This is a genomic window from Haloarcula sebkhae, from assembly GCF_014647415.1.
Lineage (GTDB): Archaea > Halobacteriota > Halobacteria > Halobacteriales > Haloarculaceae > Haloarcula > Haloarcula sebkhae.
Window position 1 is genome coordinate 306,965 of record NZ_BMPD01000004.1, and the last position, 19,835, is coordinate 326,799.

At 61.0% G+C, this 19,835-nt stretch carries 22 protein-coding genes; 12 read left to right on the forward strand and 10 right to left on the reverse strand.

From position 1 onward, the window contains the following. The first annotated feature begins 18 nt into the window (after positions 1-18). Complete coding sequence (locus tag IEY38_RS13755; RefSeq protein ID WP_188978660.1) at positions 19-411, forward strand: DUF5684 domain-containing protein; 393 nt, start codon at positions 19-21, stop codon at positions 409-411. Between the two features lie 315 nt (positions 412-726). On the opposite strand, the gene IEY38_RS13760 is transcribed toward IEY38_RS13755, so the two are convergent. Next, the gene (locus tag IEY38_RS13760; RefSeq protein WP_188978662.1) at positions 727-1,317 is read right to left on the reverse strand and encodes a TetR/AcrR family transcriptional regulator; all 591 of its coding nucleotides are present in this window, start codon (positions 1,315-1,317) and stop codon (positions 727-729) included. Positions 1,318-1,494: 177 nt separating this feature from the next. On the opposite strand from IEY38_RS13760, the gene IEY38_RS13765 reads away from it, so the two are divergent. The 3 genes from IEY38_RS13765 to IEY38_RS13775 all read left to right on the forward strand — a co-directional run bounded on the left by IEY38_RS13765 (position 1,495) and on the right by IEY38_RS13775 (position 4,323). Further along, positions 1,495-2,094: a TetR/AcrR family transcriptional regulator gene (locus IEY38_RS13765; RefSeq protein ID WP_188978664.1), complete on the forward strand. Its 600-nt coding sequence runs from the start codon at positions 1,495-1,497 to the stop codon at positions 2,092-2,094. Then, complete coding sequence (locus IEY38_RS13770; RefSeq protein ID WP_188978666.1) at positions 2,094-3,563, forward strand: MATE family efflux transporter; 1,470 nt, start codon at positions 2,094-2,096, stop codon at positions 3,561-3,563. The genes IEY38_RS13765 and IEY38_RS13770 overlap by 1 nt, the downstream gene beginning before the upstream one ends. Positions 3,564-3,639: 76 nt before the next feature. Further along, positions 3,640-4,323, forward strand: coding sequence for a class I SAM-dependent methyltransferase (locus tag IEY38_RS13775; protein ID WP_188978668.1), 684 nt, complete (start codon positions 3,640-3,642; stop codon positions 4,321-4,323). Here IEY38_RS13775 and IEY38_RS13780 read toward each other — a convergent pair. The 3 genes from IEY38_RS13780 to IEY38_RS13790 all read right to left on the reverse strand — a co-directional run bounded on the left by IEY38_RS13780 (position 4,320) and on the right by IEY38_RS13790 (position 6,699). Next, positions 4,320-4,991 (reverse strand): AIM24 family protein, encoded by a 672-nt coding sequence (locus IEY38_RS13780; protein ID WP_170098882.1) that lies wholly within the window; start codon positions 4,989-4,991, stop codon positions 4,320-4,322. The two genes, IEY38_RS13775 and IEY38_RS13780, sit on opposite strands and share 4 nt — an antisense overlap. Before the next feature lie 511 nt (positions 4,992-5,502). Further along, the gene (locus tag IEY38_RS13785; protein WP_188978670.1) at positions 5,503-5,748 is read right to left on the reverse strand and encodes a hypothetical protein; all 246 of its coding nucleotides are present in this window, start codon (positions 5,746-5,748) and stop codon (positions 5,503-5,505) included. A gap of 105 nt (positions 5,749-5,853) precedes the next feature. Further along, positions 5,854-6,699: a DUF726 domain-containing protein gene (locus IEY38_RS13790; RefSeq protein ID WP_188978672.1), complete on the reverse strand. Its 846-nt coding sequence runs from the start codon at positions 6,697-6,699 to the stop codon at positions 5,854-5,856. A gap of 134 nt (positions 6,700-6,833) precedes the next feature. Here IEY38_RS13790 and IEY38_RS13795 point away from each other — a divergent pair, with 134 nt between their 5' ends. Both IEY38_RS13795 and IEY38_RS13800 read left to right on the forward strand, forming a co-directional pair. Next, on the forward strand, positions 6,834-7,436 hold the full coding sequence (locus tag IEY38_RS13795; protein ID WP_188978674.1) for a class I SAM-dependent methyltransferase: 603 nt from the start codon (positions 6,834-6,836) through the stop codon (positions 7,434-7,436). 211 nt (positions 7,437-7,647) lie between these two features. Continuing rightward, entirely contained in the window at positions 7,648-8,019 is a 372-nt protein-coding gene (locus IEY38_RS13800) for a cupin domain-containing protein (protein ID WP_188978676.1), read from the forward strand. Between the two features lie 43 nt (positions 8,020-8,062). Here IEY38_RS13800 and IEY38_RS13805 read toward each other — a convergent pair whose 3' ends face one another. The 6 genes from IEY38_RS13805 to IEY38_RS13830 form a co-directional block, all read right to left on the reverse strand. Then, on the reverse strand, positions 8,063-8,368 hold the full coding sequence (locus tag IEY38_RS13805; RefSeq protein ID WP_188978678.1) for a hypothetical protein: 306 nt from the start codon (positions 8,366-8,368) through the stop codon (positions 8,063-8,065). A gap of 60 nt (positions 8,369-8,428) precedes the next feature. After that, the gene (locus IEY38_RS13810; protein WP_188978680.1) at positions 8,429-9,352 is read right to left on the reverse strand and encodes an LLM class oxidoreductase; all 924 of its coding nucleotides are present in this window, start codon (positions 9,350-9,352) and stop codon (positions 8,429-8,431) included. Positions 9,353-9,400: 48 nt separating this feature from the next. After that, positions 9,401-10,147: an NAD(P)-binding oxidoreductase gene (locus tag IEY38_RS13815; protein WP_188978682.1), complete on the reverse strand. Its 747-nt coding sequence runs from the start codon at positions 10,145-10,147 to the stop codon at positions 9,401-9,403. Between the two features lie 116 nt (positions 10,148-10,263). Then, positions 10,264-11,262 carry a DMT family transporter gene (locus IEY38_RS13820; protein ID WP_170098875.1) on the reverse strand — a complete coding sequence of 333 codons (999 nt, stop codon included), beginning with the start codon at positions 11,260-11,262 and terminating at the stop codon, positions 10,264-10,266. Positions 11,263-11,408: 146 nt separating this feature from the next. Continuing rightward, positions 11,409-12,200, reverse strand: coding sequence for an aldo/keto reductase (locus tag IEY38_RS13825; RefSeq protein WP_188978836.1), 792 nt, complete (start codon positions 12,198-12,200; stop codon positions 11,409-11,411). Between the two features lie 156 nt (positions 12,201-12,356). After that, the gene (locus IEY38_RS13830) at positions 12,357-12,977 is read right to left on the reverse strand and encodes a hypothetical protein (RefSeq protein ID WP_229775313.1); all 621 of its coding nucleotides are present in this window, start codon (positions 12,975-12,977) and stop codon (positions 12,357-12,359) included. 305 nt (positions 12,978-13,282) lie between these two features. On the opposite strand from IEY38_RS13830, the gene IEY38_RS21280 reads away from it, so the two are divergent. From IEY38_RS21280 to IEY38_RS13865, 6 genes are all read left to right on the forward strand, one after another. After that, entirely contained in the window at positions 13,283-14,260 is a 978-nt protein-coding gene (locus IEY38_RS21280; RefSeq protein ID WP_229775314.1) for a M48 family metalloprotease, read from the forward strand. A 117-nt stretch (positions 14,261-14,377) separates the two neighbouring features. Continuing rightward, on the forward strand, positions 14,378-15,382 hold the full coding sequence (locus tag IEY38_RS13845; protein WP_188978839.1) for an alcohol dehydrogenase: 1,005 nt from the start codon (positions 14,378-14,380) through the stop codon (positions 15,380-15,382). A gap of 124 nt (positions 15,383-15,506) precedes the next feature. Then, positions 15,507-16,853, forward strand: coding sequence for a metallophosphoesterase (locus IEY38_RS13850; protein ID WP_188978684.1), 1,347 nt, complete (start codon positions 15,507-15,509; stop codon positions 16,851-16,853). A 204-nt stretch (positions 16,854-17,057) separates the two neighbouring features. Continuing rightward, positions 17,058-17,630, forward strand: coding sequence for a helix-turn-helix transcriptional regulator (locus IEY38_RS13855; protein WP_188978686.1), 573 nt, complete (start codon positions 17,058-17,060; stop codon positions 17,628-17,630). An 8-nt stretch (positions 17,631-17,638) separates the two neighbouring features. Then, positions 17,639-19,393: an Nramp family divalent metal transporter gene (locus IEY38_RS13860; protein ID WP_188978689.1), complete on the forward strand. Its 1,755-nt coding sequence runs from the start codon at positions 17,639-17,641 to the stop codon at positions 19,391-19,393. After that, on the forward strand, positions 19,381-19,827 hold the full coding sequence (locus IEY38_RS13865) for a hypothetical protein (RefSeq protein WP_188978691.1): 447 nt from the start codon (positions 19,381-19,383) through the stop codon (positions 19,825-19,827). Before IEY38_RS13860 ends, IEY38_RS13865 begins: the two co-directional genes overlap by 13 nt. Positions 19,828-19,835: the final 8 nt, after the last annotated feature.

The window sequence follows — 19,835 nt, forward strand, 5'->3', positions numbered from 1 at the left end:
TGCAGGCTAGACGCCGATATGACCCCGCTTGCAGTGGTAGCTGCTCCCCTCCAGAACAACGGCACAGGTAATATTGTATTGCTCCTGTTCAACCTGTTAATTGCCGGTATCCAAATTGCCGGTATGTGGATGGTGTTTGAGAAAGCCGACCGCGCAGGCTGGAAGGCTATCGTTCCGATTTACAACTTCTATGTCATGCTCAAAATCGGCGGGAATGCGTGGTGGTGGTTAATATTGCTGCCGATCCCTATCCTGAACATTTTGGCATTGTACAAAATCCACGCTGGCGTAGCCAGAGCGTTCGGTCGGGGTATCGGTTTCGCGCTCGGACTCACGTTCCTTGGACTGCTCTTTTTCCCGTTGCTGGGCTTTGGTGATTATCAATACCGTCAGTCCGGCAGACTCGCCTGAGATTGGCTGGCGCGCAGCGACATGGGCCAACCCTCGAGACGTAGACGAGTCGAACATCGGGAGTGGATTCATCATCACAACCACGGCCCGAAACCGCTGTATCCCCATTTCAAAGGTGAGACAGCGCCAGCGTTGCAGGAGATTACTTGAGTCAGACTGTTCGCCATTGCAGGTACTCGCAAACGTCCCGGCTATTGTGGCACTGGTTGGACTCCGATTAATAGGTCGTGGTGGCTGTGGGACCAAGGTTCAGACAACCCACAGTTGGTGTTATCGGAACGGCCTGAATTTACAAGGCAGTCGACCACTGGACGATTACTGTAACATCGCGTCAACGTACTCACTCGCCGTCTGCCGGGCCGTTTCGAGTTCCTCGGTGTCATTAAGCATCACGGCGCGGGTCCGGGCACCGTCAATGATCGTCAGCAGCGAACGAGTAACGTGATCCGCGTCGACATCGGTGAACACACCCTCGTCGATCCCGTGATTGATCACCGCCTTGAGCATGTACCGAATGTACTCGTCGTTCTGGCGGAACCGGTCGCTGAACGCCTCCTTGTACGGTGCTTGACTCCGCATCTCTAGCAAGGCGACCGAGAGATCGGGGTTTTCCTGCGGTTTGACAAGCAGTTCATCGAGTAATATTTCCAGTCGGGCTTCGGGGTCCGTTGTCTCGACGTCGTGAATCGAATCGACGAACCGCTCCAGCAGATAATCGAGAAAGGCCGCAAGAAGGTCGTCCTTCGTGTCGTAGTAGTAGTGCACTGCAGCCGTCGATTTGCCGTACTCGTCCGCGATTCGTTTTATTGTGAGATCAGCGTACCCGTGTTCGCGCAACGCCCGGTAGGTTGCCTGCATTATCTCCTCGGTCTGTTCCGAGAAGGTGCGGTCCGATGGTCCACCCATTGGCTAACAGTTTCGCCCATGGTTGGATAACCGTTGTGACCTGTATGCTATTACGGACTGAATTATTAGTTAGTTAGTCTAAATTCAGCCGAATAGATCTAATTATCGTCGGCACCCCAGATTGTGGAATTCAAAGCGTTTTTGACTAATCGGTTAGTAAGTTTTGTCACAGCCGCCATGGATGACGATACAGCTACCGAAATTCTCGAGGCGACGTACCGCGCCCTCTGCCAGCACGGGTACGCCGCGCTCACGGTCAAGGACATCGCTGACGAGGCAGACCGGAGCAAAGCGTCTATTCACTACTACTACGACAGTAAAGAGAACCTCTTTGCGGAGTTTCTGGACTTCTTGTACGAACGATACACTGCAAAAATAGCGGGAGTGGAAGGGAACACGCCGCGGGAAGAACTCGATTCGCTGTTGGATACAGTTCTCACCGATGGGCGACGGACGCCCGGCCAGGAGTTCAGAACAGCGTTACTCGAAATAAAGGCACAGGCCCCGTACAACGACGCTTTCCGGACACAACTGGCCAAGTTCGATGCTGCTCTCTTTGACCAGTTGCGGGAAATTATCGCGGCCGGCGTCGAAACCGGGGAGTTCGATAGCGCGGTCGAGCCGGCCGTCGCAGCGGAGTTCCTCGTGACGGCGATCACAGGTGCCCATACCCGACACGTCGCCACAGACCGTTCGATAGACAGATTCAACGAAACGATTACACGATACGCTGAGACGCATCTTCTTGCAGACGCACCGGCGGAGGCGACCCACTAATGGGGATTCGAAGTCGCGTTGGTGCTCTGTTCAAGGGTCCCGAAGAGTTCGACCTCACGTCGGGTGGCATCGGGAAGCCGCTGTTCTTCCTCTCGATGCCGATTGTCATCACAAATCTCTTCCAGACCGCGTACAACCTCGCGGACACGTTCTGGCTCGGCCAGTACAGCACGGATGCGCTGGCGGCAATCAGCTTCGCGTTCCCAATGGTATTCCTCCTCATTTCGCTCGGAATGGGGATATCGGTCGCCGGTAGCGTCCTCGTCGCGCAGTTTACCGGTGCGGGCGAGGAGCGCGACGCCGAGTACGCCGCCTCACAGACGGTGACGTTCGCCGTCATCGTCTCGTTCGTTCTCGGCATTGCGGGCTATCTCGGCGTCGATACGTTTCTCAGCCTGATGGGCGCGTCAGAAGATGTCCTGCCCATGGCGACCAGCTACATGGAGGTCATCTCGCTCGGCCTACTGTTCATGTTCGGCTTCTTCGTCTTCGTCGCGCTCATGCGGGGCTACGGTGACACGATAACGCCGATGCTCGTCATGTTCGGCTCAGTAGTCCTCAACATCATCATCGACCCGTTCCTGATATTCGGCTGGACGGTCGTCGAGAACGCGCCGCTCGTCGGGACAGTCTCGTTCCCCGAGCTCGGGATCGAAGGGGCCGCCATCGCGACCGTCTTTTCGCGGGCGCTGGCGCTGATCGTCGGGCTGGCGATCATGTTCCGAGGGAACCGCGGCGTCCAGATTCACCTCCGCGATATGGCTCCAGACCTGTCGTATCTCCGCCGTCTCGTTCGCATTGGCCTGCCCGCCTCCGTCGAGGGGACGGGCCGTGCACTGTCGATGAATCTGCTGCTGGTCATCGTCGCGATGTTCCCGGACACAGTCGTCGCCGCCTACGGGATCGGCACGCGCGTGTTCTCGGTCGTCTTCCTGCCAGCCATCGCAGTTGCGCGTGGCGTCGAGACGATGACCGGTCAGAACATGGGGGCCGACAAACCGGACCGAGCAGCGAAAGCGGCCGGCCTCGCAGCGAAGGTGCTTTTCGGCGTGCTCACCCTGGCTGGAGTCCTCGTCTGGTTCACCGCTGCACCGATAGCCGACCTGTTCACGACGGACCCCGAGGTTGTCGAAATCACGACGCAGTTCCTCCGTTACGTCGCGCTTTCCTTCGGCTTCATCGGCATCATGCGAGCCTACACCGGGAGCTTCCGTGGTGCCGGGAAAACGCTCACCGCCGCGGCAATCTCGGTGTTGATGCTCGGGATCATCCGCTTCCCGATTGCGTGGTTCGCCGCTGTGCCGCTCGGCGAAACCGGAATCTGGATATCGTTCGCCATCTCGAACGTCGCAGGGGCGCTCATTGCCTACGGCTGGTATCGACGCGGGACGTGGCGAGACAGCAACCTCACCGAAGCCAAAGTCGATATTGACGAAGCGGGCGTCGAGATGTCGGCGGATGGAGACTGACAGCAGTGGGTGGCGAGCGCGTGTGATACCCTTCGAGTGAACCAATGCTTTCAGGGGAGCCACCGGTACTACTGCTATGCCCACAGAGCCGAACGCCAGTCAGAATCCCTCGTCGCCGCTGTTTGCAGCTATCTACGATCCGGCAACGACGCTCATCGAACGGACCCTCCTACGGCCACATCGTGAGTATCTGGTAGCGGATCTGGATGGAACGGTGCTGGACCTCGGCGCTGGAACCGGCGCGATGTTTCCGTATTTCGATAGCGTGGCGACCGCCTCAACGGAGTTTCACGCTGTCGAGCCGGACCCGCACATGCGGCGGCAGGCAACAGAGAAGGCGAACGCGCAGGCCACGCCGATTCGCATCGAGTCGTCACCGGCGGAAGCTCTCCCGTACGACGACGAATCCTTCGACATCGTCGTCACCTCGATGGTGTTCTGTACGATTCCGGACATCAAGTCCGCGATGAGTGAGGTTACCCGCGTACTCAAACCCGGCGGCGAACTGCGTTTCTTCGAGCACGTCATCGACGACGGATGGCGCGCTGGGCTACAGTCAGCGCTCGCACCGCTCTGGAAACGCCTTGCCGGCGGTTGTCATCTCACCCGGCAGACGGGGACGCGACTCGTCGCGGACCGGTCGTTCGACGTCGTCGAAATCGAGCGACTCAACCTCGGCGTCACACCGATCCGTCCGTTCGTTCGGGGACGGCTCCGCAAGCGCTCGGTGTCTCCGCCGCGACAACTCAGCGGCGATTAACTCTGGCTCTGTGTGACAGACCCTTCCTCGTTCGGCTGGATGACGACGAACCCGTCGTCACCGGTGAACTCCATCTGTATCGACTCACCGGAGGTCTGGCCGATCTCGAACGTCTTGTTCACCTCGATAGACGGTGAGAGGTTCGAACTCCACGCAACGGTGGCATCCGGGTCGGTGAACACCGGCGGCGTCATCACCAGCGGGTCGCCGTGTGTCGTCAGTGCGACTTCGCCGGGGCCGGTGAGGTAGACGTTCGTCAGCCCACCGGCGGCCATACCGGAGAGACTGCCAACGGTGTTGATTTCGTAATCGATGGTTGATTCGAACGCGAGCACGTCAGTGCCGTTGACCGATATCGATTCCCCGTCAGCGAGAGTCAGCACCTGTACCTTCTTGCCGTTCTCGGCCACGTAGAGATGGCCGTTTCCTTCAGCCTCCATGACTGGCGTCCCTTCGCCGCTCACGGCCTCCTTGACAAAGCCCGTGATGCCGCCTTCCGCCGAGGACTTGCCAGTGAACGTGACCTCGCCGGTGTACGCGACCATCGACCCGGCTTTGACCATCACCGTTCCGTCGAGCGGGATGTCGAGCAGCCTGTTGTTCTCTTTCTGGAAGCCATCGCCACCGTCCTCGGGGGCGTTGGAGCGGACAAATTCCTGTAAGTCCATAGTTACATCGAGATACTCGAGAGGCCACCGTCATAGACTTCGTGAAGGATTAAAACACAGTTTGTGCGACTGACCCACACATTGCTTTGGCCATACAGCTGTTGATAGGAAAGAAGTGAGACATTGGTATAGTCGAATAGCTGTTCCGAATAGCTATATTGTTGGTGACGCCGGCTTTGGTTTTGAGATAGCGCCGTTCCCCGCCACATCCGGACAGCGGAGTCGTACACGACACTGCCCGGGACGTACCACCGGTCGCTGTGTATGGGTCGAATTTCTTCGGGCTTTCCGCCGTCTATGGCTTCGATGGTCGAGACACTACTCAGAACGCCCACCGACCCACTCATGTGCGACAGCGATATCCACCATTCGTATATCTGTGGTATCCAGAAGCGTAGCCGCGTCCTGTCCGGGACAACGACAATGTCACACGCAATCGACGGAAGGCAATCGTCTGCGGTAGGTATTCAACCGGTAGATTGCAGTTCAATACGACTCCGAGAGCGAGGCGTCAACCCTCAACGGCATCTCTCGTATGTTCAGCGTCCAGCCCGAACAACAGTCCGGCGAGAAACAGCAGTTCGTTACCCTGGTAGTACTGTTCGAGTACGAAGTTTATCAGACCGATATCCGGTGTGGTTGCTCCCAACAGTACCAGAACGAGCGCGAACGCGGCAGCGAGACCGGCGACCCACCGGACGACGATACCCGAGAGCAATCCCACCACGAAGACGACAACGGCAGTGAAGAGGGTCATATCTCGCTCCAGCGTGTCGCAGCCGTTGGCCTGCCAGCGGTTCCCATAGGGAGCACAACACTTCCGCCGTATATAATTCTATTAGCAGCAGAAAACAGAGCCACGTCACTCGATTTCGGCGACGACACGCGCCAGACAGCCCTCACCTGGTTCGAAGTACGAGTAGTGATCGGCAACGAGATCAGAGACGTTCACGTCTTGATAGCCGTCGGGAAGCGGCCCCGCATCACGAGTCCCAGCGTGGCCGACGGCGTGGGTCCGGTCCGACGCTCGGTACACCCACGAAAGGACCTTGTCGTTGTGGCTGTAGAAATTCGACACCGGGGCGTCAACAGCCCCGATAGCGTCACCGTATCGGCCACCCTGAATCACACTATCGTAGGGAATAGCGCCACCGAGCAGTGACACCGAGGCAAGCGCGTCTGTCGCCCCTTGCTCTGCAAGCACGCGAAGTGTTTCACCGGTCACCCGTGCGCAGAGCGAATGCGCGAGCAAGTGGACGGGTCGCCCGTCGGTTTCGGCCCATTCGACCAGCCACTGACCGAGGTGAGTCCCGTTTGACTCGGCGTTGGCCTTCGCCTGCTCCCATTCGACGTCGGAATCCCAACTGTACGCGACGACCGGTGTGGGCCGTGTTCCGTCAAGCGCTACCTGAGCCGTATAGGCGTTGTCGTGCGCCCTCTCGGCGTCGGTACTAAATCCGTGGATGAACAGGAACACCGCCGACGCATCGTCGAACGCCCACGTACCACTAGTCTCGAAGGCTGGCCCCTCGGCTGTGTTGAGGAGCCCACGCGTGGTAACGACAGGGTGTGAGTCCGGTGCGGAGTACCCGCCAGAGTCGCCCTGCAACGACCAGTACACGTAGGCACCACCGCCCCCAAGCAGACCGAGGCCGCTTCCAAGACCGATGAGCAGCCGCCGTCTGGTCACACCGGTTTGACTGGCCATAGCTTGTAGCTTGTATGTGGGTCACAGGCGAAGGGATAAGTCAATTGAGATTGTCACGCTCGGAAACGGGAAGCAACGCAAGAGCGGTGTCACAGCCCATAGCCTTCATATCTCGGCGGGCGGTTAACGCAGGCATGACGACCTGGGACGAGCGATACCGAGCGGGGACGTACCCACAGCACCCGGACCCACATCCGGTGTTAGAACGATACCTGCCGACCTTCCCGCCGGGTCGAGCGCTTGACATTGCAACCGGGACTGGGCGGAACGCACTGCCGGTCGCAGCGGCCGGGAACCGCGTCGACGCGGTCGACCAATCACGCGCGGGACTTCAGATTGCCCGCGAGAACGCACGCGCCGCGGGCGTCGAAGACGACATCGAGTGGATACAGGCAGACCTCGAATCGTTCGCGTACCCGACGTCGACGTACGACCTCATTACGATCAGCTTCTATCGCCCCGTCGACCGCCTCCCCGATATCATCGAGGCGCTGGTCGACGGCGGCTGTCTGTTCATCCAGCACCACCTCAGGACGACCGACGACGTGGACGGCGGCCCCTCCGGAGACCGGTACCGGTTTGCCTCGAACGAACTGCTCAGGGCCGGGCTCGGGCTGACAGTATTGCATTACGACGAGCGGACCACGACAACGGACGGCACGACCGCCGCAACCGCCCAACTGGTCGCCAGAAAGTCAAAGGGCGGTCGTCAGTCGTATCCAGATATCTCGGAGTGAGTTGGGAGGCGAGCTATCCCCGTCGACCACAGGGCACGGTCCCACTGCGGACGAAGCCGTTCGGGACCGACGCTTTCTGTGGTGCGGGCAAACCCACTCGTATGAATCAACAGCGAGGAGAAGTAGGACCGCTCAGTTGGCGCGAATTGTATCGACTTAGTGTGACGATGCGCCCACGGTCGTTGATACCGCAACTTGGAGGGACTGAGCGATGACAGCGGCCGATTTCGACGCCGTCCGGGAATACGACGACGACCAGTTCTCGGCTGTCGAAGTGTTCCGCAGCGACCGGATGAAAGTCGTCTGTGGCTATTTCGAACCCGGACAGTTTATTCCGGTACACGCACCTGCGAGCGACGTCGCGATACACGTCCAGTCCGGGACCGGTGTCGTCCGTGATGGGGAGACGAGGCGAACGGTCAAGCCGGGCGACGTGGTGGTCGTCGAGGCCGATACCGACCGCGGTGTCAAAGCGGGCGCGGACAGTCGGCTAGAGGCGTTACTGGTGACCGCACCGCCGCCGACCGATGCGGAACACGAACCGGTCCGGAAAGGGCTCAAGAAGGACAAGTTCGACCCCTAACGTCCGGCCGGGTTCGTCTCCCACCCAGGCAACAGGACCGGAGTCACTCGACGACGTACGAGCGGTGTGAGCCGCGGGTTCGCACGTCGACGAAATGGTGGCGTGTCGCATCGCCCACGTTACCGACGGCGGAGTGGGGTGTCTCGTTGTCACTGTACACGCTCTCGGCCGGGCGCAGGTCGCGGTCAGCTAGCTTGTCGGTGACGGCAGCGGGGAGGGATGCGCCGTCCCGGACATCGACGATAAGTAACTGGTCCGTGAAGCTCTTTGCGAGAAACGCGTCGGTGATCGGCTCGTAATCGGTAAGCTCCCCAGCTAAAGCGCGGAGGGCCGCCTGCCGGTCGGTCATCGGTATCTAATAGCTCAGCCGCACCGAAAGCTGTCCGTGCGAACATCTTCCCACCGACCGTCACAGCTCGTCGATGATTTCGTTGGCGAAGGTCGTCATCGCCGCCGCTGGCTCCGCGGCGCGTAGGCCGACGATGACGTGATCAAGGCCGTAGCCTTCGAGCCGTCGGAAGTACTCCCGGAACCACTCGACACCGGCCCGATACCCCTGATGGAGCGGTTCGGGTTCGGCTGTGGGATCAGCAGCGAACTCGACTTGAAGGGCAATCGTGAACGGTTTCTCGGGAGCGTGACTCCGCCACGTGTCGAGGTACGACTCAAGCGTCGACTCGGGGAGGTGATAGAAAATCCAGCCGTCGCCGTTCTCGGCGATCCACTCCGTCGACTGTCTGGCGTTACCAGTCGGAAAGAGCGGGAGCGTGTCCGTCGTTGGCTTCGGGAGAACATCCAATTCGCCGTCGATCTGTCCCCAAGAGCCGTCAATCGTCGGGTATTCGTCTCTCCAGAGTGCGCGGAGCGCGTCGACGCTTTCGCGGACGAGTTGCCCCCGGTTCTCGGGGTCGACATCGAACGCCGGATACTCCGGGTCGCGGTCACCGGAGGCGATACCCAGCACGAGCCTGCCATCGGAGAACCGGTCGACGGTTGCGGCCGACTTCGCCACGTGGATGGGATGGCGCAACGGGAGAACGATGCTTGCAGTACCGAGTGCGACTGACTCGGTGTGGGCGGCGACGTGGGACAGCAGCGACCACGGGTCGAAGGCCCCACCGGCGTCCCCGAACCGTGGCCAGTACGTCGGGACGTCTCGCGCCCAGAGCGCGTCGAATCCGACATCCTCGGCGTGGCTTGCGAACCGGAGTTCCGTGTCGATATCCGGCGTCGATTCCTGCTCGCCTGTGAGCGGAAATCCGAGACCGAACGAGAGGCCATCCTCCCCGTACAGTCGCCGACAGCCGGCATTTGCGTGGTCCACAGCAGTCATCAGGATCCTTTCACGCTGGAGCCGTATTTGCGCACGGATGGACTGCCACTACGGACCGTCGTCCGGGGTATCGACCGACACGGTTCCTGCCCGCTCGTTTCGCGGGAGTTGCCAATCGATATCCAGCGCTCGGTTCGGGAACGATGGCTTAGCAACGACTTCCAACGTCCGATCTTCGGCCGCCGGCGTGACAGGTGAGGCAATCATCAGTCGGGCCACGTCAGCCCGCGAAACACTCCCCCAGAGTTTCGCACCGGGCTCGGCAACCGAGACAGTGTCAGTCCGCGGCCCGCTGGTGAGGACGCCGGGTCGGAGAATCGTATGCCGGATCGGAGCCTCGCGGATTGCGGCTTCCGCCGCCGCCTTTGCGCGTTGAATCGGCTGAATGACGACGTCAAAGGCCGCTGCGAGCGGACTGGCTGGCTCGTCACCGACGCCGATAGCGGATTCCATGACGAACGCCTCGACGCCGGCGTCGACAGCCGAATCGAGGAGGTTGATCGTCCCCGTGCCGTCGACGTACTCGTCCCGAGACCAGACGTCCGTGACATTCGAGCCGACGGCGCTCAGGACGACATCGACATCTGACAGCGCCTCTGTCAACGCAGTCGGATTCAACAGGTCGTCGACGACAACCTCGTCAGCACCGGCCGCCTGCAGGTCCTCTGTCTTCGACGGTGTGCTGGTCAGTGCCCGGACCGTCGGCACGCGCGAACTGAGCAGTCGGAGCGCCGCTCGCCCGGTTCCGCCGCTGGCTCCGGCGACAAAGACCGTCTCCACGTCAGAAGGGTCCATAAGATAGCTTGGGGCTGCCGATACATGATTGGCCGGGCCTGTGTTACCAGCAGGTGGCACGCTGATACGCCCAAAGAACGCGACGCGTCGGGCCGCGATTGCGGCTGCCGATGCGTTCAGTCGTCACACGGCGGCGTCTGCTGCGGCGAGGATGTCTCCTCAAAGCGGTGATAGAGCCGGCGCAGTTCCATGCGGATGGTCACACGCTCGATGAGAGCGAAGCCCGCAACGACGACGAGGAAGCCGACGAGCGTCCACAGTGACACCGACGAGCCGAGCAGGACCCAGCCCATGAGCGCGGCGAAAATCGGCACGACGTACGCGACCAAGTTCGCACGAACCGGGCCGATGCGATTGATGAGGCCGAAGTAGATGGCGTACGCGACCGCCGTCGACGGGATACCCACAGCGATGATGCTCGCAATCGTTTCAGGGCCGATACCGATCACGGCTGTTGGTGGCTCCCCGACCAGCAGGCTCGCGACGTGGAGGAGCACCGCGCCAACGGCCATCGCCCACGCAGTCAGTGGTGTACTGTCCATCTGCGGGCCGACACGCTGGAGGAGCACACTGCCGAGGGCCACGGCCGCGGCCGCGCCGAGGACCAGCAGTTGCCCGATAGCGCTCGCGTCGGTGAACGTCGACGGAGACGGCTGCACGATGATGATAACGCCGCTCAGTGCGATACCGATACCGACCGCACCGAGCCACGATAGGCGGTCGCCCAGCAGCCACCAGGCGAACACGGGTGCGAGTATCGGGTTCAAACCGTACATGACAGACGCCGCTGCGGGCGTGGTCGTGCCCTGACCGAGGAACAACAGCCCGTTGTTGAGCGCGATGAGGAACAGCGCCGCCATCCCGATTCCCAAAAAGTCGCCGCGAGTCCGGGGTAGCCACGTCGACCGGGGCCGAGTAACCACGATGTAGCCAAGCAGCGTCACCGCCGCCAGGTCGAACCGGAGACCGGCAAACAGCACCGGTGGAAGCTCACGGAGCCCGGTTTTGATGGCGACGAACGAACCACCGAATAACATTGCGAGCAGGACAAACAGCGCGCTGTCTCGGTACCGAGCCGGGAGTGAGGGACGATCAGTGAACGTGGAGGGCAACATAGGCCAAGTCAGTTTGACCACCAGTTAGAGCGAAAATATCTCATTACCTGTTCAACGGGTCGAAATGTGAAGAGGGCTGTGGGAGACGTGGTGTCACGGACCGACAGTCGTATCGGCAAATCCCACCGGGAAAGCTCGAAAGCGACTCAGTCCCAGGCGGCGGGCGACCAGTCCGGATCGACGCGTCGGTCGACGGTCTCAATCCCGTCGATTCGGTCGATTTCGGCGTCCGTCAGGGACAAGTCGAGGCTCGCCAGGTTATCGGTGGTGTGGGCTTCACTCGTGGCTTTCGGGATCGCCGTCACGCCCTTCTCGCGGAGCCATGCGAGGCTGACCTGCGCTTCGCTCGCGTCGTGGTCGTCGGCGATGGCTTCGATGACATCGTGACCGAACACCTCACCGCGTGCCAGCGGGGAGTACGCGACCAGTTCGTAGTCCTGTTCGGCCGCGTGCTCGCGGAGTTCCGACTGCTGGAGGAACGGGTGCGTTTCGACCTGATTTGCGAACACCGGCGCATCGAGCACGTCCATCGCCGTTTCGACGTGGTGCGGTTCGAAGTTCGAGACGCCGACGTTGTCGATCAGGCCGCGGTCGACGAGTTCGTCGAACGCCGGGAGCGTCTCCTCGGGCTCGTACTCGCCCGCCGCCCAGTGGACGTACAGCAGGTCCACCGAATCGACGCCGAGTTTGTCGAGGCTCTCCTCGGTCGTCTCGATCACGTCGTCGTGTGAGAGATTCGAGATCCACACCTTCGTCGCCAGGAAGATATCGTCGCGGTCGACGTCAGCCGCGGCGATACCGTCACCGACGGCACTTTCGTTGTCGTAGGCCTGTGCGGTGTCAATATGTCGGTAGCCGGCTTCCAGTGCCGTCCGAACGCTCTCGGCACACTGTTCTGCGTCTTCATTCTGCCAGGTACCGAGACCGAGCATCGGCATACCGCTCGCCCGTGGACCACCATCTGTCGAGGACTGTTTCTGAGTCATTATCGGATACCAGAGCTTGTGACTTTAAGCCGTTTGGGAGGCGGCGGGTAGCGCCGACTATCGGATAGTCTGCAGAGACGCTAGCGATCAGTAGCAGGACAGAGACAGTCAGAAGCCGTATGACCCGAAAATCCAGAGCGCAATCAAAGGCGACACAGCGAGGAACGCGCCCAGGACAACCGTCCCAGAAACTGTCTTCCAACCCAGCTCCCGAATCGGTTTCTCGTACCGCCACAGTTGAGCGATGACGTAGACACCGGCGATGACCACGCCGCCGAGCAACAAGAACGGTGGAAACCCGAGTGCTGGAAACGACGGGAGGCCCACCGCCGGAAACGGCTCCGAACCACTCGAAGCCGCGAAATCGAGACCGATGCCGACAGCGCCGACGGCGGTGGCTGCGACGACATACGAGATCCCGGCGACGACGTGCCGGAGTACTCCAGTCAGTGCGAGCGGCTCCCCATCTGCTGGCAGGACCGATGGGGCTGCATAGCTGCCGAGTCCGGTGTAAAAGAACGGAACAGTTAGAACGCCGACGGCGGCGGCATACGGAAGGACCGACGAAATCGCGACGATGAGAACCGCCACGGTCAGGGCATATGTGCGTCCGGTCGGGCCCCCGAGAACCAGTGCTGGCACAAACAGCACGGCGGCAACTACCGCAGTAAACAGACAGATCGGGACAGAGTAGGGCCGGAACCGTCCAACAAAACGGGATAAAGACATGCTGGTGTCGTTTCGGACCCAAGCGCATAGTTTTTCGCCTCCCCAATGAGAACCGGAGTCGGCATGCTTTTACTCTCCGTTGTTGTATCGTGGCAATAGGATGTCATTATCGCGGGCAAAACGCGCTATCACCGAGTCCTGTCCGGACCGCATCTACCCCTACTTGCCGGACTCTATCAGACCGCGATTCCGCGCGAGACAACAGAGGGTGCCACAGCGGCGACCATTCTAGACCGGAGGAAAGCCGTCCCAGAGCCGCTCCCGGCAGCAGAGCTTGAACACGTGCAGTCCTTCCCCATCGGACGGTGCTCCTCGAACAGCTGCCGACCAGCGGGACTGTGGCCGAGTTCGGCACTGGAGACGGGTCGTTCGCCGAGTCAATCAACAGGATCACGCGGCCGGAAACGCTCTCGTTGGTTGATCAGTGTGAGAGCAGCGAAGAGCGACAGGCTGTTAAGCGACGCTTCAGTGAGCAGGGAGACACTGTTCGTCTGCGGGACGCTGAGCCGATTACCGTGCTCCGTGAGACCGACACTGACTCGCTCGACTGGGTGTATATCAACAGTTTCCACGAGTGCAAGGCCACGCTGGCCGAACTCAAAGAGAGCCAGCGGGCAGTCACAGATGACGGCTACACCACGGGCGACGATTACAAAATCGTGAACGGCGTCATCCCTGCTGTCCACCAGATGGTTCGGCGGCTCTGCAGAGATATGAATATCGAGGTGCCGCGACTGATGGTGATGGACATGGGCGTGCCCAACGCCTTCGCCGTCGGCCGGAAAGGTGCGGGTGTCGTCGTTGTATCGAGCGAACTGATGCAGCTCCTGGACAATGACGAGCTGGAGGGAGTCATTGCGCACGAACTGGCCCACATCAAGAACCGGGACGTCATCACGATGGTCGTCGGGCAGTCTATCGGGATGCTCGTCGGCTACGTCGCCTACTTCGCGGTGCTGTTCAGCGGCGAGCGGAACATCGGCTCGTGGCTCATGGCGATGGTTGCCTCCTCGCTCGCGAACGCGCTGGTCATGGTGTTCGTGCTGGCTATCTCGCGGTATCGTGAGTACGTCGCCGACGCCGACGCTCGCCGCGCTATCGGTACCGGTGAGCCGCTGGCCCGAGCGCTGGAGAAAATCTCACGCGGTGCGGAGGGGCGGGAATCAGCAGTCGATGATAGCATGAACGCCCTCTGTATTTTCAACGCCGACAAGGGGCTGTTCGAGAAGCTGTTCTCGACCCACCCGCCGACGGAGAAGCGCATCCAGCGGCTCCGGTCCTGAATGGAAAGTCGTTTCGACCCGCTCTGTACGGATATGTCCTAACAAACACCCCGTACAGCTCTCTGCTAACTGGCCGCTTATCCGCGTCGAGCCGGAAGTATCGCTATGTCAGACACAATGCGAGCGGCGGTCGTGCCTGAGGCAGGGGCAGACTTCGAAGTCGTCGAACGAGAGGTCCCCGAGCCGGACCCCGGCGAGGTACGGATCTCGGTCGACGCCTGTGGCATCTGTCACAGCGACGTGTACGCGAAAGAAGGGACCAACCCCGTCGTCTCCTATCCGCGGGTCCCCGGCCATGAGGTGGCAGGCCATGTGGACGCCGTCGGCGACGCTGTGGACGCCTGGGAGGTGGGTGACAGAGTCGGCGTCGGCTGGCATGGCGGCCACTGTTCGACGTGTGACCAGTGTCGACAGGGGAACTTCCTCCAGTGTGAGAACGGCGAAATCACCGGACTGAGCTACGACGGCGGGTACGCCGAGTACATGACCGCTCCGTCGGAAGCGCTCGCGAAGATTCCGGAGTCACTTGATGCGGCGGCCGCAGCGCCGTTGCTCTGTGCGGGCGTGACGACGTTCAACGCGCTACGGAACAGCGATGCGAACGTCGGGGATCTGGTTGCCGTGCAGGGCGTCGGCGGCCTCGGTCACCTCGGCATCCAGTACGCTCACGCGGCCGGCTTCGAGACAGCCGCCATTTCCCGAACGCCGGAGAAGGAATCGCTGGCGAAAGAGCTGGGAGCCGATCACTTCATCAACGCGGCGGAGACAGATGCCGGTCAGCGACTGCAGGAACTCGGTGGGGCCGACGTCGTGTTGGCGACAGCACCGTCGAGTGACGCCATCAGTTCCATCGTCAGCGGCATCGGTGTCGATGGCTCTGTCGTCGTCGTCGGCGTCCCCGGCGAGCCAGTTGAAGTGAGCGCACAGCAGCTCGTCCAGAACCGTGGCGCTGTCGAGGGCTGGGCCTCCGGACACGCACGCGACTCACAGGACACGCTGGAGTTCAGTTCGCTCCGCGATATCGCGCCGGAGATAGAGACGTACCCGCTCGAAGACGTTGAGGAAGCCTACGGGCAGATGATCGAGAACGAAGCGCGGTTCAGAGCCGTGCTTGAACTGTAGTCGGGCTGGCCACGATACCGGCAAAAGCCTGTCTGTAAGCGACAGTCACAGTCGAAACTACACTCTCCCGCTTTGACACCACGGAGAGCAACGCCTTTGTCTGTGGGTCAAGAACCCGTATTCAATGGACGGCCCCGCCGAGGACCGCGTCTACTATGTCATCAGCGATCTTCATATCGGCGGCGACGAGCAGCTAGAGGAGGTGGAGTTCCTCGACGAACTGCTCGATTTTCTGGCTCGGTTAGAAACCACCGACGAGGACGCCGAGTTGCTCATTAACGGTGACGCGTTCGGGCTGTGGGAGTTTACCGGGATGTCGGGACTGGAGAAGTTCGACGCCCTCGAAGAAACCTACCCGACGCTGTTCGAGCAGTTGCGAAAGACCGGCGAGAACATCGAAATCACCCTGATTCCGGGGAACCACGACCACGAACTCGCGGCCTACGACGAGTACGTGGAGCGGTTCGCGGCATACAACGTCACTCTCGTCCAGTCGAAATCGATTACCCGCCCGGTTGGAGACGCGGCCATCCACTTCGAACACGGCAATCAGCAGGACCCCAACAATCGCATCAAGGACTGGGGCGACACCAACGTGACGCCGCTCGGTTATTACTACAACACGCTCGTGACGAGTCGAGCCGGCCAGCTCTCGGACCGGGGCCGGTACAACTGGCTCAAGGACGTGCAGGCGGTGACGCCGACGGAACGGGTCCCGGTGTGGATGCTCTCGAAGTACTTCTATCGAGAGATGAATCCGCTACTGCGATATGCGCTGGTCCCGTTCCTGTTGCTGTTCAACATCAGCGCGATTCTGGCGATTCTGGCGGCGCTGAATCTGCTCGGTGTCTGGTCCGCACCGGTGGAAACGACGACATCGTTTCTTGATCAGTTCGGCACTGTCGGGACCGCCATCTGGGTATTGCTGGTGGTGAACGCGTCGCTGGCCGGACTCCTGTTGCTCGTGGGCATCCCGTTGTATCTCCTGCGGCGGGATATCAAGAAGACGATCAACCGCTTTGGCGTCTTCGAGACCGACCTTACGGTCGACACCCAGACGACGTACACGGAAGCCGCGCAGGAAGTATTCGAACAGGAAGACGACGTGGTCGTCTTCTGCTACGGTCACACGCACCGGCCGAGTGTGCAGTCGGTCGATGGCGGCTTGGTCGTCAACACCGGGACCTGGCTCAAACGGCTCCACCGGCGGGACGGTGTCATCGGGCTGCTACCCCCGGTGTTTTATCCCTCCTACCAGCTCTGTGCAGTGCGCATTACGGCCGAAGACCGGCAAGTAGTCGTCGACTACGAGGAAGTCCAGAAACCGAGCCCTAGTCCAGAAGAGTTGACACTTACCGAGCGCCTGCTGACGGTCGGTCGAAAACCCGACATCGAACTGCCAGAGCGTGCGGTCGTGGAAACCGAGCAGTCGGTGCCTGCACCGGAACCGGCTGAGCGAGAATTAGACTGATACAACAGAGCGCGGTCGCTGGCTGAGGGGACCAATAGAAAGAGAGTTTTCGGCATCCCGTTGCTGATGTGTCCGCTGAGAGGGTATTTTCGTGCCTTCGTGTGTGATTGATGTCTATCGAGCGTCAGACAGGAGGAAAGCGTTTGCTCCCGAAACGGAGAGTAGTGCAGAAAAGTCTATTACATACGACTGTAATGGCTACGTATGAGCAATACCGCGGACGATGGTCGGGCTGACGGGTCACCACCGTCCACGGCAGAGTTCACACCGGAGCGAGTGCTCTCGGTGTTTCAAGATCGGGCAGACCAAGCGAAGCCGTTGACGGCAACCGATGTGATGGACGCACTCGGCTGTTCACGGAAGACGGCACACAACAAACTCGATGTACTCGTGGAACGAGGGGATCTGGAAACGCGAAAGGTCGGGGCACGGAGTCGGGTCTGGTGGATCCCGTTCTCCCAACTCGTCGGTTCGGGCACGGAACCACAACAGGACCGCGAGCCGCCAGTTGAACACAGCATCGCCGACGCGGACCTGCCGGGGACGGGGGACGTACTCGACGACCGGCGTGCGGCACTGCGGGCCGCGTACGATTATCTTCGTGAGAACCCTGATACCGATGCCGGGAAACTCATCACCGAGGTGTTTCAGGAGCACCCGGCGGGCTACAAGACCGCTGACGAGTGGTGGGACGCTATCGGGCCCGCCCTCGAGGACCTCCCGCAGGTCGATCTGGCTGCCGACCACGAGCACGTCTGGCACTACGTCGGTGGGTGAGTTCATCGATGCCAGAGGAAAAGCCGACGGAACAGTCGGAGGTAACGGAAGAGACGGAGTCAGAGACAGCAGAGGTGTACGCCTCTCGGAAAGAGCAGCGGTATCCGATCTCATCGTACACCCCGGTCGCGTACGACAACCTCGAGGTAGCACCGGAGAGCGATGCCCATCCGGACACGGGGTCGGGCGGGCGGTTCAGAGAACTCTCGTTGCCGAAAGTGCCGAAACTCCGCCACGTTGTCGGTCCCAGCGCGATCATGCTGGGGGCGTCGCTCGGTAGCGGTGAGACCCTGTTCTGGCCGAATCTGGTCGCCAGTTACGGGTGGGGACTGTACTGGCTGTTCCTCACGGCTGTCTGTCTCCACTTTGTCATCAACACGGAGATACAGCGGTGGACACTAGCGACCGGTGAGAGCGTGTTTCGAGCGTTCGAACGGGTCCATCCGGTCCTCCCGCTGGCCATGCTGGTCGGCGGGTTCATCAGTCTCGGCTGGCCGGGGTGGGCTGCGAGCGCCGCGCAGATCGGCGCACAGGGTCTTGGACTCGGAACGTATGACTTCGGCGGTGTCGACATCGTCGGCTGGCGACTGTTCGGCATCGGGCTCATGGTGTTCATCTGGGTGACCTATCAGGTGACACCGCTGATGTACAATGTCGTCGAGAGCCTCCAGCTCGTTCTGGTGGCGCTGTCTATTGCGTTTTCACTGCTGCTGTTCGTTCTCATTGGGTCGGTGGACGTGCTGGTCGGCGTCCCGGGAAGTCTGACGGAGGTTGGTGACTACTCGCCGGTCGGGACCATCGCCGTACTGGTCGGGGCGCTGGCCTACGCCGGCGCGGGCGGCTACCTCAACCTCTCACAGAGCCTCTGGATACGCGAGAAGGGCTACGGAATGGGCCGGTATCAGGGTCGGATCAAGAACCCCTTTGCCGGCGACGACCCCGAGACAGTCCACGAGGACGGGTTCACGTTCACTCCGGACACGCAAAACCTCAAACGGTGGCGGGGCTGGTGGCGCGTGACACAGCTCGAACACCTGTTGACCTTCCTGCTGGGTCTTCTCCTCGTTACAACGATGCTGGTCGTCATCGCGGTGTCACAGGCACCGGGCGCGACGAGCGACGCGGTCGATATGTGGCTCATCGAGATTGCACCGTCGGTCGGCGGGTTCACGACGGGCGTCATCTACGTCACGCTGTTTCTCGCCCTGTTCACGACTGAATACGCAATCATCGAATCGTTCGTCCGGAACAGTTCCGACATCATCTACGAGCTGTACGGACGGGAGGCGGGCTGGAGCCTGCCGCGGCTGTTCTGGGGATTGCTGACCGTCTTCTGTGGCTGGGGCGTGCTCATCCTCACCCTTCCGATATCAATATCCGATCCCTTCGGGCTCCTAGTCGTCGGAGCGGCGATGTCCGGGCTGTTGATGTGGCCGTACATCATCATTGTCCAGCTCGTCAACACGGTCCGGCTGCCAGAGCACACGATGCCTGGCTGGGGTCGGATCGCCGCGATGTGGGTCGCCGCCGCGTTTTTCGGCTACTTCAGCGTCCTCTTGATCGGAACGGGGCTGACGACACGGCTGGGATTACGGGCGTTCGCCGTCCAAACGACCGTACTCGGCAGTGCACCGGGCGGGTACGCCCTCTGGGCGGTCTTCCTGCTCGTCCAGGTGTACACGATGTATCGGGTAGGACGTGCGAAGGTTGCAGCGGACGGAACAGTCGCTGACGCCGCCACTGCGAAAGGGTGGTTCTCGTGACCGACGAACTCCGCGTCCACTTGCACTACACGATGCGTGGCTCGTACCCGCTCCGGCTGGTCGACGTGTTGTTCTGTACGGAGCGGGCGTACTTCGTCGAATACGACTATCTGACGCCTGTCGACCTGTTGTTCGGGTCGCCGGATCAGCGGGCCGCCGCATTCGCCTCACAGGTGGTCGAGGAGGGCGTCCCCGCGGCAATCGAGACGGCCGAACAGGTCGAGACACAGTCATACGACACGCTCGACAGCGTCGATATCCACACTGGTGGTCGAGTCGGTCGGCCGAAAATCACCGCACAGCCCCGGACAGACTCCGCGACGACGGTTCGCGTCCACGGCCAGTTCGACCCCGAACCGTTCACACAGGCGCTTCGATCAACAGTTGACGGGCACGACGTCACGGTCAGACAAAGAGACGGATTCGGGTTCTGACCACTGCC

Bases quoted from the DNA above. Each gene is read 5' to 3' on its own strand.
- IEY38_RS13755 (WP_188978660.1), top strand. From the start codon at position 19: ATGACCCCGCTTGCAGTGGTAGCTGCTCCCCTCCAGAACAACGGCACA.
- IEY38_RS13760 (WP_188978662.1), bottom strand. From the start codon at position 1,317: ATGGGTGGACCATCGGACCGCACCTTCTCGGAACAGACCGAGGAGATA.
- IEY38_RS13765 (WP_188978664.1), top strand. From the start codon at position 1,495: ATGGATGACGATACAGCTACCGAAATTCTCGAGGCGACGTACCGCGCC.
- IEY38_RS13770 (WP_188978666.1), top strand. From the start codon at position 2,094: ATGGGGATTCGAAGTCGCGTTGGTGCTCTGTTCAAGGGTCCCGAAGAG.
- IEY38_RS13775 (WP_188978668.1), top strand. From the start codon at position 3,640: ATGCCCACAGAGCCGAACGCCAGTCAGAATCCCTCGTCGCCGCTGTTT.
- IEY38_RS13780 (WP_170098882.1), bottom strand. From the start codon at position 4,991: ATGGACTTACAGGAATTTGTCCGCTCCAACGCCCCCGAGGACGGTGGC.
- IEY38_RS13785 (WP_188978670.1), bottom strand. From the start codon at position 5,748: ATGACCCTCTTCACTGCCGTTGTCGTCTTCGTGGTGGGATTGCTCTCG.
- IEY38_RS13790 (WP_188978672.1), bottom strand. From the start codon at position 6,699: ATGGCCAGTCAAACCGGTGTGACCAGACGGCGGCTGCTCATCGGTCTT.
- IEY38_RS13795 (WP_188978674.1), top strand. From the start codon at position 6,834: ATGACGACCTGGGACGAGCGATACCGAGCGGGGACGTACCCACAGCAC.
- IEY38_RS13800 (WP_188978676.1), top strand. From the start codon at position 7,648: ATGACAGCGGCCGATTTCGACGCCGTCCGGGAATACGACGACGACCAG.
- IEY38_RS13805 (WP_188978678.1), bottom strand. From the start codon at position 8,368: ATGACCGACCGGCAGGCGGCCCTCCGCGCTTTAGCTGGGGAGCTTACC.
- IEY38_RS13810 (WP_188978680.1), bottom strand. From the start codon at position 9,352: ATGACTGCTGTGGACCACGCAAATGCCGGCTGTCGGCGACTGTACGGG.
- IEY38_RS13815 (WP_188978682.1), bottom strand. From the start codon at position 10,147: ATGGACCCTTCTGACGTGGAGACGGTCTTTGTCGCCGGAGCCAGCGGC.
- IEY38_RS13820 (WP_170098875.1), bottom strand. From the start codon at position 11,262: ATGTTGCCCTCCACGTTCACTGATCGTCCCTCACTCCCGGCTCGGTAC.
- IEY38_RS13825 (WP_188978836.1), bottom strand. From the start codon at position 12,200: ATGCCGATGCTCGGTCTCGGTACCTGGCAGAATGAAGACGCAGAACAG.
- IEY38_RS13830 (WP_229775313.1), bottom strand. From the start codon at position 12,977: ATGTCTTTATCCCGTTTTGTTGGACGGTTCCGGCCCTACTCTGTCCCG.
- IEY38_RS13845 (WP_188978839.1), top strand. From the start codon at position 14,378: ATGCGAGCGGCGGTCGTGCCTGAGGCAGGGGCAGACTTCGAAGTCGTC.
- IEY38_RS13850 (WP_188978684.1), top strand. From the start codon at position 15,507: ATGGACGGCCCCGCCGAGGACCGCGTCTACTATGTCATCAGCGATCTT.
- IEY38_RS13855 (WP_188978686.1), top strand. From the start codon at position 17,058: ATGAGCAATACCGCGGACGATGGTCGGGCTGACGGGTCACCACCGTCC.
- IEY38_RS13860 (WP_188978689.1), top strand. From the start codon at position 17,639: ATGCCAGAGGAAAAGCCGACGGAACAGTCGGAGGTAACGGAAGAGACG.